This is a genomic window from Methylobacterium phyllostachyos, assembly GCF_900103445.1.
Lineage (GTDB): Bacteria > Pseudomonadota > Alphaproteobacteria > Rhizobiales > Beijerinckiaceae > Methylobacterium > Methylobacterium phyllostachyos.
The window spans coordinates 98,480-115,610 of the sequence record NZ_FNHS01000016.1; the positions used below are offsets into that span (position 1 = coordinate 98,480).

15 protein-coding genes and 1 rRNA gene are annotated in these 17,131 nt (G+C 70.5%); 11 read left to right on the forward strand and 5 right to left on the reverse strand.

What is annotated here, in order from left to right; all coding sequences use genetic code 11:
* Nucleotides 1-48: 48 nt before the first annotated feature.
* Entirely contained in the window at nucleotides 49-1,686 is a 1,638-nt protein-coding gene (locus tag BLQ49_RS23390) for an acyl-CoA synthetase (protein ID WP_091720415.1), read from the reverse strand.
* A gap of 129 nt (nucleotides 1,687-1,815) precedes the next feature.
* On the reverse strand, nucleotides 1,816-2,376 hold the full coding sequence (locus BLQ49_RS23395) for a PAS domain-containing protein (protein WP_091720418.1): 561 nt from the start codon (nucleotides 2,374-2,376) through the stop codon (nucleotides 1,816-1,818).
* A gap of 370 nt (nucleotides 2,377-2,746) precedes the next feature.
* Between BLQ49_RS23395 and BLQ49_RS23400 the strand changes: the two genes are divergently transcribed.
* From BLQ49_RS23400 to BLQ49_RS23430, 7 genes are all read left to right on the forward strand, one after another.
* Nucleotides 2,747-3,394, forward strand: a complete 648-nt coding sequence (locus BLQ49_RS23400; protein ID WP_091720421.1) for a ParA family protein — start codon at nucleotides 2,747-2,749, stop codon at nucleotides 3,392-3,394.
* A complete protein-coding gene (locus BLQ49_RS23405) occupies nucleotides 3,378-3,716 on the forward strand; it encodes a ribbon-helix-helix domain-containing protein (protein ID WP_091720423.1) in 339 nt (112 codons plus the stop codon). Before BLQ49_RS23400 ends, BLQ49_RS23405 begins: the two co-directional genes overlap by 17 nt.
* Nucleotides 3,717-4,256: 540 nt before the next feature.
* Nucleotides 4,257-5,657 (forward strand): septal ring lytic transglycosylase RlpA family protein, encoded by a 1,401-nt coding sequence (locus BLQ49_RS23410; RefSeq protein ID WP_091720475.1) that lies wholly within the window; start codon nucleotides 4,257-4,259, stop codon nucleotides 5,655-5,657.
* Between the two features lie 148 nt (nucleotides 5,658-5,805).
* The gene (locus tag BLQ49_RS23415; RefSeq protein WP_091720426.1) at nucleotides 5,806-7,038 is read left to right on the forward strand and encodes a D-alanyl-D-alanine carboxypeptidase family protein; all 1,233 of its coding nucleotides are present in this window, start codon (nucleotides 5,806-5,808) and stop codon (nucleotides 7,036-7,038) included.
* Nucleotides 7,039-7,075: 37 nt separating this feature from the next.
* Nucleotides 7,076-7,759, forward strand: coding sequence for a dTMP kinase (tmk, locus tag BLQ49_RS23420; RefSeq protein ID WP_091720428.1), 684 nt, complete (start codon nucleotides 7,076-7,078; stop codon nucleotides 7,757-7,759).
* Between the two features lie 93 nt (nucleotides 7,760-7,852).
* Complete coding sequence (locus tag BLQ49_RS23425) at nucleotides 7,853-8,905, forward strand: DNA polymerase III subunit delta' (protein WP_091720431.1); 1,053 nt, start codon at nucleotides 7,853-7,855, stop codon at nucleotides 8,903-8,905.
* 114 nt (nucleotides 8,906-9,019) lie between these two features.
* The gene (locus tag BLQ49_RS23430) at nucleotides 9,020-9,589 is read left to right on the forward strand and encodes a fasciclin domain-containing protein (protein WP_091720433.1); all 570 of its coding nucleotides are present in this window, start codon (nucleotides 9,020-9,022) and stop codon (nucleotides 9,587-9,589) included.
* A 58-nt stretch (nucleotides 9,590-9,647) separates the two neighbouring features.
* Here BLQ49_RS23430 and BLQ49_RS23435 read toward each other — a convergent pair whose 3' ends face one another.
* The 3 genes from BLQ49_RS23435 to BLQ49_RS23445 all read right to left on the reverse strand — a co-directional run bounded on the left by BLQ49_RS23435 (nucleotide 9,648) and on the right by BLQ49_RS23445 (nucleotide 12,312).
* Nucleotides 9,648-10,319, reverse strand: a complete 672-nt coding sequence (locus BLQ49_RS23435; protein WP_091720479.1) for an anti-sigma factor — start codon at nucleotides 10,317-10,319, stop codon at nucleotides 9,648-9,650.
* A 29-nt stretch (nucleotides 10,320-10,348) separates the two neighbouring features.
* Complete coding sequence (locus tag BLQ49_RS23440) at nucleotides 10,349-10,900, reverse strand: sigma-70 family RNA polymerase sigma factor (protein WP_091720436.1); 552 nt, start codon at nucleotides 10,898-10,900, stop codon at nucleotides 10,349-10,351.
* Between the two features lie 884 nt (nucleotides 10,901-11,784).
* A complete protein-coding gene (locus tag BLQ49_RS23445) occupies nucleotides 11,785-12,312 on the reverse strand; it encodes a P-loop nucleotide/nucleoside kinase family protein (protein ID WP_091720438.1) in 528 nt (175 codons plus the stop codon).
* 837 nt (nucleotides 12,313-13,149) lie between these two features.
* On the opposite strand from BLQ49_RS23445, the gene metG reads away from it, so the two are divergent.
* The 4 genes from metG to BLQ49_RS23470 all read left to right on the forward strand — a co-directional run.
* Entirely contained in the window at nucleotides 13,150-14,727 is a 1,578-nt protein-coding gene (gene metG, locus BLQ49_RS23455; protein ID WP_091720482.1) for a methionine--tRNA ligase, read from the forward strand.
* 7 nt (nucleotides 14,728-14,734) lie between these two features.
* Nucleotides 14,735-15,535 carry a TatD family hydrolase gene (locus BLQ49_RS23460; protein WP_091720441.1) on the forward strand — a complete coding sequence of 267 codons (801 nt, stop codon included), beginning with the start codon at nucleotides 14,735-14,737 and terminating at the stop codon, nucleotides 15,533-15,535.
* A gap of 23 nt (nucleotides 15,536-15,558) precedes the next feature.
* Nucleotides 15,559-16,362 (forward strand): MBL fold metallo-hydrolase, encoded by an 804-nt coding sequence (locus BLQ49_RS23465; RefSeq protein ID WP_091720444.1) that lies wholly within the window; start codon nucleotides 15,559-15,561, stop codon nucleotides 16,360-16,362.
* 636 nt (nucleotides 16,363-16,998) lie between these two features.
* Nucleotides 16,999-17,131, forward strand: a 16S ribosomal RNA gene (locus tag BLQ49_RS23470); the annotation flags it as partial.

Sequence of the window (17,131 nt, forward strand, 5' to 3'; positions counted from 1 at the left end):
GCGAAAGGGCTCGCCCTTTCGAAACCGGGACCTTACCCGCGCGTCGGATCAAGCCTCGTCCTGACGGGCCCGCTCGCGCAGGATGAACTTCTGCACCTTGCCGGTTGAGGTTTTCGGCAGCTCGCCGAACACCACGTGGCGCGGCAGCTTGTAGGAGGCGAGGCGGCCCCGGCACCATTGGATCAGCTCGTCGGCGCTGGGCGAGGCGCCCGGCTTCAGCTCCACGAAGGCGCAGGGCGTCTCACCCCACTTGGCGTCGGGCTTGGCCACCACGGCGGCGCCCGCCACCGCCGGGTGCTTGAACAGGGCATCCTCGACCTCGATCGACGAGATGTTCTCGCCCCCTGAGATGATGATGTCCTTCGAGCGGTCCTTGAGCTGCACGTAGCCGTCCGGGTGCTTCACCCCGAGGTCGCCGGTGCGGAACCAGCCGCCCTTGAAGGCCGCCTGCGTGGCAGACGGGTTCTTGAGGTAGCCGCGCATCACCACGTTGCCGCGCATCATCACCTCGCCGATCGTGCGCCCGTCGGCGGGCACCGGCTCCAGCGTGTCGGGATCGCGCACGTCGAGGGCCTCCAGCACCGGATAGCGCACGCCCTGGCGGGCCTTCTTGGCCGCCCGCTGGTCGGCCGCCAGTGCGTCCCAGTCGGCGTGCCACGCGTTCACCACCGCCGGGCCGTAGCTCTCGGTCAGCCCGTAGAGGTGGGTCACGTCGAACCCGGCCTCCGACATGCCGGCGAGCACCGCCTCGGGGGGCGGGGCGGCCGCCGTGAAGAAGGCGACGCGCCGGCTCAGCTCCCGGCGCTCGGCATCGGAGGCGTTGATCAGCATCTGCATCACGATCGGCGCGCCGCAGAGATGCGTGACCCCGTGCTCGGCCATCAGCCGGTACATCGCGTCGGCCCGCACCTGCCGCAGGCAGACATGGGTGCCGGCCACGATCGACAGGGTCCAGGGGAAGCACCAGCCGTTGCAGTGGAACATCGGCAGGGTCCACAGATAGACCGGGTGCTGCCCGAGCCCGCCCGTGACCACGTTGCCGAGCGCCAGCAAAGCCGCGCCGCGGTGGTGGTAGACCACGCCCTTCGGGTCGCCCGTGGTGCCCGAGGTGTAGTTCAGCGTGATCGCGTCCCACTCGTCCTCGGGCAGGGGCCAGTCGTGCTCCGGGTCGCCGCCGGCGAGGAACGTCTCGTAATCGGTCGCGCCGAGCCGGTCGCCGGGGCCGTCATAGACCGGGTCGTCGACATCGATCACGAACGGCTTGGTCGCCAATCCCTCGAGTGCCGCGGCGGCGGTGCGGGAGAACTCCCGGTCGGTGATCAGCACCTGGGCCTCGCCGTGCTCCAGGCAGAAGCGGATCGCGGCGGCGTCGAGGCGCGTGTTGAGGGTGTTGAGCACGGCCCCGGTCATCGGCACGCCGTAGTGGCACTCGATCATCTCGGGGGTGTTGGCCAGCAGGGCCGCCACCGTGTCGCCGCGGCCGATCCCCCGGGCCGCCAGAGCCGAAGCGAGGCGGCGGGCCCGGGCGTAGAGCTCCCGGTAGGGCCGCCGCAGGGCGCCGTGGATCACCGCGACGTGGTTGGGGAACACCCGCGCGGCCCGGTCGAGGTAGAGCAGGGGGGTCAGGGGCTGGTAATTGGCCGGCCCGCGGTCGAGGTCGCGGTCGTAGATCGTGTCGCGGGCCATCCCGTCCTCCCCGGCAAAGTGTTGCCGGGACAGTAGCTTGCCGGCGGCCGCGCGATCAATCGGAAGCCGACTCGGTGCCCACGGATCAATTCAGGATTTCGAACGGTCAAGCCCTTTGGAAACGCGGCTCTAATGCCGCGATTCCTCCTCGGGCTCGGGCAGGAAGCGGGCGAGCTCGAAGCCGATCTCGATCATCAGGTGCTCGATCCGGTCGGTGAGCCCCGGCCGGTGCAGGGCGCGGGCGAGTTCGCGCAGGGCGATGACATGCTCCGCCATCCGGTTCACCACACGCTCGCTCTGCACGAGGTTGGCCGCCTGCTCCTCCGTCCGGTCGATGGCGATGCCGCGCCCCTGCATGGCCCGGCCGTCCGGATCGCGCTCGATCCGGCCGTGCATCAGCAATGTGCGGATGCCCGCGCGGGTGTCGCGGGTCCGGAATTCCGCCTCCACGGAGCCGCCGATTGCCGCGGCCGCATGCAGGTAGCTCTCGATCCGGACGCGATCCTCGGGATGCGTGCGATCGAGGAAGGTTTCGAGGGAGACGCCACTCGCCGCGGCCTCCGGATCGAGGCCCAGCAGGTCCGCGAAGGAGGCCGAGAGCGCGAGCTGCCCGGCCCAGTAATCGTGGACCCATGTGCCGACCACGCCGGACGCATCGAGGACGGATTGCGGGATCGGAGCTTGGGCCATGCCATTCCTTGCGCGGGCATCCGACGGCTTCAAACTTGAGGTTTTCAACCTCGGCAAGCTCCCATTTCGACTGCCCGCAGGCTAGAGGATCACCGCGACCGAGGGAAGTCTGTTAACCCATTTCAGGCCGAAAATCTTAACCTGAAGTTTAGGTTATTCTCAGGGCTCCCGAACTGGCCCGCACAGGGCGGCCAAGGATGGCCTTAACGACCTGTTAACCATGTCGGCCGCACCGTGCGTTGGGGCTTCCTCGGGTCCCAGACTCGCAGAATGGCGCGAATCAGTCACCTGAGGTTGCCCCCCTCGGCGCAGCGACCGCGAGTCGCGGACGCCCGGACGGATGCGCGGGGCCTTCTGGAGGACGCCCAGGATGAAAGCGATCACCTTCGTCACGCAGAAGGGCGGCAGCGGCAAGAGCACGCTGTGCATCTCCCTGGCGGTGGCCGCCCGGGAGGCGGGCCACTCGGTCTGCATCCTGGAGATGGACCGTCAGGCGACGATCTCCGACTGGCTCGACCACCGGACCGTCGATGGTCCGGAGGTGGCGCAGATCGACGCCACGCAGATCGACGCCGTGATGGAGCGCCTGCGGGAATCCGCCTACGACTACGTGTTCATCGATACGCCCGGCGTCGATTCCACCGGCACGCTCTCGGCGATTCGCGCGGCCGATCTCTGCATCATCCCGTGCCGGCCGACCCCCGCGGACCTGCGGGCGTTCAAGCCGACGCTCGCCGCCGTCTACCGGCTGGAGAAGAAGTTCGCCTTCGTGCTGAACCAGACGCCGCCGCGCTCCTACCGGGTCCGCGACGCCTCGGACGGGCTCGCCGTGCTCGGCATCCTGCCCGACGTGAACATCGTGGCCCGCACCGACCACCAGGACGCGATCGGCCTCGGCCAGGGCGTCACCGAGTTCAACCCCAAGGGTCAGGCCGCCGGGGAAGTCCGCCGCCTCTGGTCCTGGATCGAGCGCCGCACGCAGTCCCTGAGGACGGGCCAGCATGTCCAAGCCGCCTAAGCTCAGCCTCGCGGCGATCGTCGCCTCGGCGAGCCCGCAGGTGAAGCCCCTCGCCCGATCCGCTCCGGCGCCCCGGCCGCAGGGCGCCGAGATCGTCCCGCTGACCCTGGCGCCCCCGGCGCCGAAGCCGGCGGCCACGCTCAAGCAGCGCGCCCGGCAGATGTCGGTCTATCTGGAGCCGCCGGTCTACGACCAGCTCCGCGACCTCGCCTTCGCCGAGCGGACCAAGATGCACGCCCTGATGCTGGAGGGGCTGGACCTGCTGTTCAAGCAGCGCGGCGCCCGCTCGATCGCGCAGCTGACCGAGACGCAGGGCCGCTGAGGGCTGCTGAGGGCCGGGAGGGCTCCGCGGCAAGGCCGCGATCGCATCCGCATCTCGCCCTCCCCCGCAGAGGCTACGGGACTCATACGTCTCGGTTGGGCACCAGGGCTTTGAAAAAAGGGCGCCTTCCCCTGGCGGGGAAGGGACAGGGGGTGGGGGTGGTGCAGACGGCACCGTTGCGCACGATCCTGCACCACCCCCACCGCCAACTCCTTCCGACAAGGGGGAGGAGAGAGCGTGTCGGCCTACGATGCGTGAACATCGTCGGTCGCAGAGGGGGAGGGACGTGCGGGAACGGATGCGCGTTTCAAACAGAGTATTTTCCGTTATCGCGGAAACGCTTATCCGTTTTGGTTGAGACAACCCGCGAACCGCCCTTCACTGCCGCGCCCGGCCCCTGAACCCTGGCCGCCAGCAGCGTTCAGGCTTCCTTTACGCAACCGATACAAGTGTGGGTGGACCCGGCCGGTGCCCCTTCGCACGGCCGGATCCGGTCCGCCGCCGGACCCCGGTCACGCGTAGAGTTTGGTGATCCCCACGATGGTGCGCACGACGCTTCCCCGGCCTGCGCGCCTCGCCCTGCGGCTCCTGGCCGTCTCGGGCGTGGCCCTGGCCACGGCCAATTGTGCCACCCAGCCCCAGCAGAAGCTCGCCAGCGGCAACGGCATCGATCCGAAATACGGGGTCAAGGCGAGCCCGCGCCTCTACAACGAGGGCGACGTCATCCCGAAGGGCGGCGGGCGCCGCTACACCGGCAAGCCCTACGTGGTCGCCGGCCAGACCTACGTGCCCAAGGAGGATCCGCGGGGCTACGTGCGGGAGGGCCTCGCCTCCTGGTACGGCTCCGCCTTCCACGGCCGCATGACCGCCAACGGCGAGGTGTTCGACCGCCACTCGATCGCGGCCGCCCATCCGACCCTGCCGCTGCCGAGCTACGCCCGGGTGACCAACCTCGACAACGGCTACTCGATGGTGGTGCGCGTCAACGACCGCGGCCCCTACCATGCCGGCCGGGTGATGGACGTCTCCGAGGAGGCGGCCGGCGCCCTGGGCTTCCACCGCCAGGGCACCGCGCATGTGCGCGTCGAGTATGTCGGCAAGGCCTCGGTCGCCGGCAGCGACGACCGCAAGCTGCTCGCCAGCCTGCGCACCGACGGCCGCCCGGCCGGACGCTCGGCCGTGATGGTGGCCGATCTCGGCCCCTCGGAGGAGACCGAGCGCTACGAGCGCTCCGCCCCCGCGCCGCTCGCCTTCAAGCCCGCACAGGAGCGCCTGCCAGAATCCGGGCAGGAGCCCGCGCAGGCCCGCGAGGAACTCACCCCCGCGCCGCGGCCCGCGCCGGTCCGCGCGCCGATCATGCTGGCCTCGGCGGCCGTCACGGTCCCGGCGGCGGTTCAGCCCACCGCCCCGCGGGTGCGGGAGTTCCGCCCGATGCCGGTCGCGGCCCGGGGCGCGAACCTGAAGGTCGCGGGCCTCAACCCGGCCGCCCTCGCCCCGCCTTCGGCCGGGCACGGGGGCCCGGCGAAGCCCGCCCCCTCCGGCCGCGCCGCCCTGGCGGAGGTCGCTCACCACCCGGGTCCGGCCTCCGGACGGGCCGGCGCCCCGGGGCCGTCCCGGATCGCCCAGGGCGGACCGGCGGCGATGCCGGCACCGGCCAAGCTGGCCATGGCTCGCCTCGCCTCCGCGGCGCCGGCCAAGGGTGCGGCTGCCACGACCATGCCGTTCAAGGTGGCGGCGGCCCCGCGCGCGGCGTCGATGCACGCGGCCGCGCCGCAGGCCGGCCCGGCCAAGACCGCCACCGTCAAGGCCGGCCCCGTCAAGACGGCGTCCGCTCAGGTCGCCTCCCTCAAGACTGCGCCGGCCAAGACAGCGCCGGCCAAGGGGGTGACAACCCAGACCGCCGCCAAGGCACGGCCGTCCCGCATGGCCGGGATCTACTGACCCCCGGGCCGGTCCGCCCCCGGGGCCGCGGTTGCCGATGCGGCATTTCGCATTCGATCCGGCGCCGAAACCGTAATATGGTCACGCTTGTTATTGGGATACGGCCGGATTGCCGCCGGCCGGGCAACGCGAGCGGGACGGAACGGCGATGCGCAGGACCCTTCTCACCCTTCTCGCGGCCGCCTGTGCCCTCGGTGCCGGCCTCGCCGGCGCCGCCGCGCAGAGTTTCCAGACCGCGGCGCCGCACGCGATCCTGATCGACGCCGATTCCGGCTCGGTCCTGTTCGAGAAGGCCGCCGACGAGCGGTTCTCCCCGGCCAGCATGGCCAAGCTGATGACCACCGACATCGTGTTCGAGGCGCTGAAATCCGGCCGCCTGTCCATGGACACGGAGTTCACCGTCACCGAGGACGCGTGGAAGCGCGGCGGGGCCGGGGGGGGCGGCTCGTCGATGTTCGCGCAGGTCAACAGCCGCATCAAGATGGCGGATCTGCTGCGCGGGCTGATCGTGCAGTCGGGCAACGACGCGGCCATCACCATCGCGGAGAACATGGCCGGCTCCGAGGAGGCCTTCGCCGGGCTGATGAACCAGCGCGCCAAGGAGATTGGGCTCACGAACTCGACCTTCCGCAACGCCACCGGCTATTCGGCGCCCGACCAGAAGGTCACGGCGCGCGACATGGCCAAGCTCGCGCTGCACATCATCGAGACCTACCCGGACTATTACAAGATCTTCTCCGAGAAGGAGTTCACCTGGAACAAGATCCGCCAGCAGAACCGCAACCCCTTGCTCGCCCTCGATATCGGCGCGGACGGGCTGAAGACCGGCTTCCTGGAGGAATCCGGATACGCGCTGACGGGCTCGGCGGTGCAGAACGGCCAGCGGCTGGTGCTGGTGGTCTCGGGTCTCAAGACCGCCCGCGATCGGGCCTCCGAGTCGCGCAAGCTGATGGAATGGGGGTTTCGCGCGTTCGAGCCGCGGCAGATCTTCACGCCCGGCGAGACCGTCGCCGAGGCCTCCGTGTTCGGCGGGCAGTCGGGCTCGGTGCCGCTGGTGACCAAGAAGGCCGTGCGGGTGCTGCTGCCCCGCGGCTCCGGCGACCGGGTGAGCGCCAAGGCGATCTATACCGGGCCGCTCGTCGCCCCCGTTGAGGAGGGCCAGCGGGTCGGCGTCCTGCGCGTCCAGCGCGGCGACACGGTGGCCCTCGACCAGCCGCTCTATGCCGGCGCCGCGGTGGAGCCCGGCACGCTGCCGCAGCGGGCCATGGATGCGGCGCTGGAATTCGGCACCGGCCTCGTGCGCAAGGCCCTGGACCGGGCCGGCAAGGCGGCCGACAAGGGCAGCGACAAGGGGGGCGACCGGGCCGCCAACCCGTCGTGACCGCGTACCCGTGATCGTGCCACGCTTTGAGGATTCCATGGAGGTGCGCAGCGCCTTCATCACCTTTGAGGGCGGGGAGGGCGTCGGCAAGTCGACCCAGGTCGCCCGCCTCGCCGCGACCCTGCGGGCGCGCTCGGGCCGGGACGTGTGCGTGACCCGCGAGCCCGGCGGCTCGCCCCGGGCGGAGGAGATCCGGGCGGCCCTGCTCGACGGCGCCGCCAAGCCCTACGGTCCGTTCGCGGAGGCCCTGCTGTTCAGCGCCGCCCGGCTCGACCACCTCGACCGGCTGATCCGCCCGGCGCTCCGCCGGGGCGAGATCGTGCTGTGCGACCGGTTCATCGACTCGACGCGGGCCTACCAGGGCGCCGCGGGCGGCCTCGATCCGGGGACCGTCGCCGCCCTGGAGCGGGTGGTCGTCGGCCCGACCCGGCCGGACCTGACCCTGATCCTCGACCTCGACCCCGCGGCCGGCCTGGCCCGGGCAGCCGGGCGGGGCGCCGGGACGGGGCAGGGGGCCGACCGGTTCGAGGCCGAGGCCCTCGACTTCCACATCCGGCTCCGGGAGGCTTTTCTGGCGATCGCCCGGGCGGAGCCGGAGCGTTGCGCGGTGATCGAGGCCGGCCGCGACCCCGATACGGTCGAGGCCGCGATCCGCGACGTGGTGGCGGCCCGCCGGCCGGACCTGCTGCCGGCCGAGGGGAGCCGGGGCGACGCGGCGTGAGGGACGGGCGCCGCCTCTCCCCGTGTGCCGGCAGGGTCGCCAGGGGAGCACGGAGGGGCTAGAGCCCGCCGGAACGAGATTTCGGGACGCGCCATGAAGCCCATCGACCGCGCCGCCGACGATGTCGAGCCCGGCGACCTGCCGGGCATCCCGCGCCCGCGCGAGACCCTCGGGCTCGTCGGCCACGAGGCCGCCGCCGAGTCTTTCGCGGCCGGGATCGCGGCCGGGCGCCTGCACCATGCGTGGCTGATTGCGGGCGCCCCCGGCATCGGCAAGGCGACGCTGGCCTACCGGGTCGCCCGCCGCCTGCTCGCCCATCCCGGAGGCGGGGGCCCGGCCGGGCTCGACGTGGCGCCGGACGATCCCGTCACCGGCAAGGTCGCGGGCCTGTCGCATCCGAACCTCGTGGCCCTGCGCCGCCACCGGGTCGCGGGCGCCAAGGCGCTGCCGACCAAGATCTCGGTCGACATGGTCCGCCGGGCGCTCGACCTGTTCGCCGCGACGGCGGCGGATTCCGGCTGGAGGGTCTGCATCCTCGACAGCGCCGAGGACCTGAACGCCAACGCCGCCAACGCCCTGCTCAAGGTGCTGGAGGAGCCGCCGCCCCGGGCGCTGTTCCTGATCCTGTCGCACCAGCCCGGCCGGCTGCTCCCGACGATCCGCTCCCGCTGCCGGGCGCTGATGCTGCGCCCGCTGAGCCCTGAGGCGGTCGCCCGGGTGGTGCGCGCCCTGCCCGAGCCGTTCGCGCAGCCGGACGACGCGGCGCTCGCCCGGGCGGTGTCGTTGAGCGAGGGCTCGGTCGCCCGGGCGCTGGCGATGCTCGATCCGGTGACCGCCGGCCTCGTGGCCGAGGTGGAGACCCTACTGGCGCGGGCGCGCAATCCCGATTGGGGCCGGGTGCTCAAGCTCGCCGAGACCCTGGCGGGCCGGGACGCGGAGGCGCGGTTCGAGGCCGCCCAGGACGCGGTGCTGCGCTTCGTCTCCTCCGAGCTCGACCGGCGCCGCGACGAGCCGCCCGTGCGCCTCGCGGCCCTGGTGGAGGTCGCCGAGCGGTTCGGCCGCGCCGCCCGGGAGGCCGCCATCTACAACCTCGACCGGCGGCCGGTGGTGCTGTCGCTGTTCGGGGAGCTGGCGGAAGTGGGGTAGGGCGGTTCGTCGCGATCCCGCGGGTTGGCATCAGCCCCGCGAAACTTTCCCTCCGTCGGCCCCGTAAGGGCGCGCGCTGCCCCGCTGATCGGGGCTCGGACGGAAGGACACACGATGCCCACCCAGAACACCGGCCGCCGCACGGCCAAGGCGCTCGCCCTGACCCTCGCGCTCGGCCTCGGCATGAGCGGCGCGGCCTATGCCAAGAACCCGATGGTCGGCGGCGCGCCGATGTACGCCCAGAAGACCATCGTCGAGAACGCGGTCAACTCGAAGGATCACACCACCCTGGTCGCCGCCGTGAAGGCCGCCGGCCTCGTCGACACGCTGAACGGCCCGGGCCCGTTCACGGTGTTCGCGCCCACCAACGCGGCCTTCGCCAAGCTGCCGCCGGGCACGGTGGAGAACCTCGTGCAGCCGCAGAACAAGGCGACGCTGACGAAGATCCTGACCTACCACGTGGTTCCGGGCGTCTACACCGCCAAGGAGCTGATGGCGCTGGCCAAGAAGCCCCAAGGACAGAACCAACTGACCACCGTCGAGGGTGAGCCGCTCGGCGTCTCCGTGCAGGGCAAGAAGGTCTACATCACCGACGTGAAGGGCAACACCGCCACGGTGACCATCCCGAACGTCATGCAGTCGAACGGCGTCATCCACGTCATCAACGCCGTGCTGATGCCGTAAGGCGCGGACGCCCGCGGCCCGCGAGGGCTGCGGGCCTCTACCGGCCCGCCGCGGCCGGTCACTCGGCGATCAGTTTGCCGGTGTAGATCACCGGACCCGTGGGCTGGCCGCTGGGCGAGCCCCCGGGCGGCTCGACCGAGACGGCGATCACCCCGTCCGGGGCCGTGCCCTGGGGCAGCCGCACCTGACTGGGGGCCCCGCCGACGAGGCCGAGGGGCTTCGGGCCTTCGGCGCCGACGTACCACAGTTCCAAGCTCCGCCCCGCGGGCGCATCGGCCCCGACCGGCCTGACCTGCGCGAGGCCGGTCCGCGTGTCGACCCGCACGATCAGCGCCGGCACCGCCCCGCCCCCCTGCACGACGGCCAGATAGCGCCCGCCCGCCGGGCTCCGGGATGGGCCGATCGCCACGAACAGCGCGAGGCCGGCGGCGAGCAGGCCGGACCCCGCCGCGGCGACCTGCCAGCGCCGCAACCGGCGCCGCAGGTGGCGGAGTTGGTCCCCGGCACCAGCGGCCCCGTCGGGCAGCGCGCGCAGCAGCGCAGCGCGGACCCGCGGCGGCGGCGCCACGGGCGGCACGGCCCCCATCAGCGGCGCCAGACGCCGCTCCCAGGCGCGGATACGGCCGGCCGTCTCGGGATCGCGGGTCGCATCGCGCTCCAGGGCCGCCCGCTCCTGGGCGTCGAGCGTCCCGAGGGCGTATTCGGCCGCCCGCAGCTCGGGATCGGGCATCGGCTCCGGGCCGGGCGCGCCGCCGCCGCTCACGAGACCGCCTCCAGGCAGGTCTTGAGGCCGGCGAGCGACCGGTGCAGCCAAGTCTTGATCGTGTTGACCGGCCTGTCGAAGTGCCGGGCGAGGTCCTCCCGCGATTGCCCCTCGCAATAGGCCAGCACCACGCAATCCCGGTGCAGGGGATCGAGCCGGCCGAGGCAGGCCAGGAGGGCGCTCCGGTCCATGAACGCCGCCGCCCCGTCATGCGGATCGATCAGCCGCGCCACCCAATCCTCGCCATTGTCCAAGTCCGGCCCCTGATGCTCGACAACCCGCCGGACGCTGTCGATGGCGCGGTTGCGGGCGATGGTGCAGAGCCAGGGCAGCGGCGGCCCGGCCTCCGGCCTGTAGGTGCCCGCCGCCTGCCAGATGCGCATGTAGACGTCCTGCAGCACGTCCTCGGCCGAGGCCCGATCCCGCTGAATACGCAGGATCAGGCCATAGAGTTTCGGGCTCGTGCGATCATAGAGTTCGGCCAGCTGGTCCGCCTCTCCGCGGGCGATCCCCGCAAGCAGCCGCCGCAGCGTGGCGTCGTCGGCCAAGGTCGCTCCCCACAGATGTTGAGACGCCTTCGCGCGGACGTCCATCCGGATTCTGCTTTAGACCAAGCTTCGGCGTGGTGACGAGACTTTTGGTGGGCCGTTCGCGTCGCGGGTTCGGATTTTCGAATGTCGAGCCACGGGTCTGCCGGTGTAGAGCGGATCGCTGCGAAACCATCCGCACCGGATGTCCCGCGCAGCGTCCAGGCATTGATGCGGCGTGAAGAACGCATGCGATCACAGCATGCGCGCTCGGCGACCCCGTTGAGGTCGCCAAGCGATTCGGCCGCGCCGCCCGGAAGGCTGCCATCTCCAACCTCGACCGGCGGCCGGTAGTGCTGTCGCTGTTCGAGGATCTGGCGGAGGTGGGGTAGGGGCGAGTTGGGATCGACCCAAGCCGCCTGTGCAACTGATCCGGGCGTTCCCGAAAGGGGTCATGCGTCGGCAGACTGGCATGTTCGGCTCTGGGTGGATTTCCGCCGATCCGCTTTTGGATGGCAAGTCATGAGTGCGGACGTCGCCGCGTTCGCGAACGCTCCCGAGAGAAAACCGGCGGTCGCATTTGTTGGGAATGGCAAACCGATCACCCGCGATCGGACGCAGCGTGTCGATAAGAGCGATGCGAGAGGCACAGACCTAGCGCAGCGCTGCCGACGAGGATGGGTATGAGGATGGGCCAGAAGATAAAGGCGGCCATCGACTGGCTGGCAGGCGGAAGCGCGTGAAGACCGCCTATGATCATACCGCAGCCGATGCATAACGAGCCGACTGCCGCTCCGGCACCGATCAGCAAGGCTTTCAGGGTTGGACGCGTCATACGTTCGCTTCCGTGCTCCTGTTCAGCCTGATCATTCATCCTGTATCAAAGTGGAAGGTGGATCACCTGCTCAGGAGGTCGGGCACGCTTTTCCGGATAACCCGTTGATCGCAGCCTCGATCGCGGCAACCGCTTCGTCCGGCGTGAGAAGTGCCGTATCCACCACCAGCCTGGGCGAGGTCCACGGCACGTAGTCGCGTTCTGTGACTGACGACCACGAGGGAAGCTTAAACCCAGCTATGTCTGCGGTTCTGGCCTCGACGCGGCGTCGATGCTCCGTCCCATTGCTACAGATGATCTCGATCTTCATGAGGGGCACAGCCTCCCCGTGAGCCACGTCCCGCCAACCCTGTCGGCTCTCTGGGACAGGATTGACGCTGTCGGCGATCACGAGGCTGCCGAGCCTGAGGTTCGATGCGGCCACGGCAAAGGCAACTACGTAGCCTGCCGCACCGATATCGGGGCCAAGCTTCGCATGGCGGGTCAGCGCATGCTCGATCTCGTCCACGCGGACGTAGACAGCGGAACGCTTGGACGCGAGGGCCTTCCCCAGGGTCGTCTTACCTGTGCCGGGTAGTCCGCCAAGGACGACTAGCATGCGGCCTCCAGGGCTCTGCTACGTCCGCTTATAGGTGCAGCCGCCTCGGTCGTGAACTACCGCTTGGGGTCGGAAGCGGAATGGCAGCTTAGGGGTAAACTCCGCCGGACCACTCCCATCCCTTGACAATGTTCCTATTTTGTGCTCATTAGCCGCTACCTGTCCGCGGCGCTGCTGGGGTGACCCTTTGGGGTGATCCAGCGGCGTCCTTCGGGGGCCTGCCCGGTGGCTGACCGGTCGGGTCTGCGGATGGGGCGGTGCCCGCGTCGGTGGCTTTCAGCCGCCATCGCCCCGGGCGGCGGAACCGGTACGGGGCCGTACCTCGGATGCGGGCGTGAGAAACAACGGGACCACCCGGCGGGGCTGAGGAAATGCCCCCGCGCCGACCCGCTTCTGGGCCGACCCCACGTGACCTGCGGACCCGCCCACTACGAGGCGGGCACGGCTGGAAGGCCACAGCGCTTTGCGGGTTCCGGCGGTGCTTGGCACCGCGTCCGAGACCGTCTGCCGGCGCGTCGCAGGACCGGGCCGTCGCAAAGACACCGCGACGAGAAAGACGGCACCGGCCGGGGACCATGCCCGGTCGATGCCGCGGGCGCCGCGGGGATCGGATCCCGCGTGTATCCGGCCGACACCTGGGTCCCCGCGGCGTCCCGCGTCCCGCGTGTTCGTTTCTTCAGCCATGCCCCCGGCGCCACAGGCGCGCGGGGACGATCGCGCATGTCCGGATGGGGCCGCATCCGGGTCGTGCCGGGCGGGCCTTGCACCGGTTGCGTCCCGGCCGCTGCCGCGCGACAACGCGGGCAGCTTTTCGCGATGATCCGGAACACCACAGACGTGACGTCCAACGCCCCGGCGCAGCCCCACAAGACTTTTGGCCTCTCGACCGCGATCTCCTATCCCAACGGCGCGCCTCATATCGGCCACGCCTACGAGGTGATCGCTGCCGACGCGATCGCGCGCTTCCACCGGCTCGACGGCTACGACGTGCTGTTCTCCACCGGGACGGACGAGCACGGCCTCAAGATCCAGCAGGCCGCGACCCGGGCCGGCACCACGCCGCGCGCTTACGTCGACGGCACGGCCGCCCGGTTCCAGGCCATGGCCGACCGGATGGACTGCGCCTACGACCGCTTCATCCGCACCACCGAGCCCGGCCATTACGAAGCCGCCCAGGAGATCTGGCGGCGGATGGAGGCCAAGGGCGACATCTACCTCGACAAATATGCCGGCTGGTACTCGGTCCGCGACGAGGCCTATTACGACGAATCCGAGACCCGCCTCCTGGAGGACGGCAGCCGCCGCAGCCTCGCCACCGACACGCCGGTCGTGTGGATGGAGGAGGAGAATTTTCTGTTTCGTTTGTCCGCCTACCAGGACAGGCTGCTGAAGCTCTACGAGGAGCAGCCCGGCTTCATCGGGCCGGAAACCCGGAAGAACGAGGTGGCGAGCTTCGTGCGCTCCGGCCTCAAGGACCTCTCGGTCAGCCGCACCAATTTCGACTGGGGCGTGCCGGTGCCGGGGCATCCGAACCACGTGATGTACGTGTGGGTCGATGCGCTGACGAACTACCTGACGGTGACGGGCTTCCCCGACACGGAGAACCCCCAAAAAAAATTCTGGCCGATGGATCTGCACATCATCGGCAAGGACATCGTCCGGTTCCACGCGGTGTACTGGCCGGCCTTCCTGATGTCGGCCGGGCTGCCGCTGCCCAAGCGTGTCTTCGGCCACGGCTTCCTGCTCTCGAAGGGCGAGAAGATGTCGAAGTCGCTCGGCAACGTCCTCGACCCGTTCGAGCTCGCCGACACCTACGGCGTCGATCCGGTGCGCTACTTCGTGCTGCGCGAGGTGCCGTTCGGCGGCGACGGCAGCTACAGCCACGAGGCGATCATCGGCCGGATCAACGCCGACCTCGCCAACGACCTCGGCAACCTCGCCCAGCGCTCGCTCTCGATGGTGGCCAAGAACTGCGACGGCGCGGTGCCGGATCCGGGCTCCCTCGACGCGGCCGATACGGCGCTCCTGGCCCAGGCCGATGCCCTGCCGGCGCGGGCCCGCACCCTGATGGGCGATCTGGCGCTGCACGGCATCCTGGCCGAGATCTGGGCCGTGGTCGCCGAGGCGAACCGCTACTTCGCGGCGCAGGAGCCCTGGAAGCTCCGCAAGTCCGACCCGGCGCGGATGAACGCGGTGCTCTACACGACGCTGGAGAGCTTGCGGGTCTTCGGCATCCTGACCCAGCCCTTCGTGCCGGGGGCGGCGGCCAAACTCCTCGACCTGCTGGCGGTGCCGGCCGACCGGCGCCAGCTCGCCGATGTGGGGGAGGGGGGCCGGCTCAAACCCGGCACGGCGCTCCCGGCCCCCGCGCCGATCTTCCCGCGCTTCGAGCGCCCCGAAGCTCCGGCCGCCTGACGACCCGATGCTCATCGACAGCCACTGCCACCTCGATTTTCCGGATTTCTCCGCCGACCTGCCCGGCGTGATCGCCCGCGCCAAGGCGGCGGGGGTGACCGGCATGCTCACGATCTCGACCCGGGTCGCCAAGGCCGACACCTACCGGGCGATCGCCGAGGCCCACCCGGAGGTCTGGCACACGATCGGCACCCATCCGGACGGCGCCGCCGAGGAGCCGGACGTGCCCGCCGAGACGATCGCGGCGCTCGCCACGAGCAGCCCGCGCTGCGTCGGGATCGGCGAGGCGGGTCTCGACTACCACTATCCCGACGCCGCCCCGGAGGCGGTTCAGGAGCGGGTGCTGCGCGCCCATATCGCGGCCTCCCGCGAGGCCGGCCTGCCGCTGGTGATCCACGCCCGCGACGCCGACGACCACATGGAGCGGGTGCTCGCCGACGAGATGGCCCGTGCGCCGTTCCGGGCGGTGCTGCACTGCTTCTCCTCCGGCCCCCGGCTGGCGGAAGCCGGGGTGGAGCTGGGGCTGTACGTGTCGTTCTCCGGCATCGTAACCTTCCGGCGCTCGCACGCCCTGCGCGACATCGCCCGGGCCGTGCCCCTCGACCGGATCCTGGTGGAGACCGACGCGCCGTTCCTCGCCCCCGAGCCCCATCGTGGGCGGACCAACGAGCCGGCCTACACGGCCGACACCGCCCGGTCCCTGGCCGGGACCCTGGGGCTCGCCCGGGAGGAGCTGGCCCGGATCACCACCGCGAATTTTTTCCGATTGTTCGACAAGGCCGCCGGAACGCCTCCGGGCGCCGCGTGACGGGTTAGGAGCGGGAGATCCGGATGGCGAGCCTGACCCTGCGCATCCTCGGCTGCGGCTCCTCCGGCGGAGTGCCGCGGGTCGGCAGCGGCTGGGGCGCCTGCGATCCGGAGAATCCGCGCAACCGCCGCCGCCGGTGCTCGATCCTGGTCGAGCGCATCTCGGAGACGGGGCGGACCACGCTGCTCGTCGACACCTCCCCGGATCTGCGCGAGCAGCTGATCGATGCCGACGTACGGCGCCTCGACGGGGTGCTCTACACCCACGCCCATGCCGACCACACCCACGGGATCGACGACCTGCGCCCGCTGGTGATCACGATGCGGGCGCGCATCCCGGTCTACGCCGACACCCTGACCCGCTCCCTGCTCACGACCCGCTTCGCCTATTGCTTCGAAACGCCCCCCGGGAGCGCCTATCCGCCGATTCTCGACCTGCGCGATCTGCCCACCGACGGCGCTCTCACCCTGGAGGGGGAGGGCGGTCCGATCACCGCGGAAGCGCTCCCGGTGGAGCACGGCAACGAGGCGGCCCTCGGCTTCCGCTTAGGCCAGGCGGCCTACATGCCCGATGTCAGCCTGATCCCGGAGGCGAGCCTTGCCCGGCTCCATGGCCTCGACCTGCTCATCATCGACGCCCTGCGGGACACGCCGCACCCGACGCATTTCTCCGTCTCGGACGCCCTGGCGCTGATCGCCGAGGTCAAGCCGCGCCGGGCGGTGCTGACCAACCTCCACACCGACCTCGACTACGGCGCCCTGGCAGCGCGTCTGCCGGACGGTGTCGTGCCGGCCTACGACGGGATGAGCCTGAGTCTCGACGCCTGAGAGCACGCAGGGTGGCGCACGAATCGGACGTCACACGCATGTCGTCGGCAGAGTCCAAGAAAATCGACTTCCCGGCCAAGAAGGCTGTTGACGGGTCGGATTGGGGGATCTATACCCCGGTTCATCGGCGCCGGCCGCGAGAGTGGACCGGGCGCTGAGGCATCTTCTGACAAGCAGCGGGATTGGCCGGCTGGGTAGCCGGGCGGTCTTCTGTTTGTCTGTTGAGGCCGGCTCCGCGGATGGTTCGCTTCGGCGGCTCAGAGGCGGGGTTGACAGGGGGATCGGCGGGCTTTAGACGCCCTCCACCGCTGAGGCGGACCACCGAACGGTCGGTCCGGTATCACGGTTCCTCCAGTCGAGCAAGGGTCGGTTCGGGCGCAAGCCAGGATCATCTGTTGCCGGCGCAAGCCGCGGGTGACCGAGGAGTTCTTTGACAAGTTGGAATTGAGGAAGGGAGACGCGGGCGGCGTTTGTCCTTGCGGCCAGGCTTTCGGGCCTGGCGTGAGTAGACTTGTGCTGATCTTGTGTTCTTCTTTCTGAGCTCACCGACGGGTGTATTGGCGCTGTGAAGCGTCTGGCACTTGGTCGATGTGAGGCTCCGTCTGAGAATATAGTGATCGGCCGGATCTTTCTCTTCAACGTGAGAGTTTGATCCTGGCTCAGAGCGAACGCTGGCGGCAGGCTTAACACATGCAAGTCGAGCGGGCCCTTCGGGGTCAGCGGCGGACGGGTGAGTAACGCGTGGGAACGTGCCTTCTGGTCTGGAATA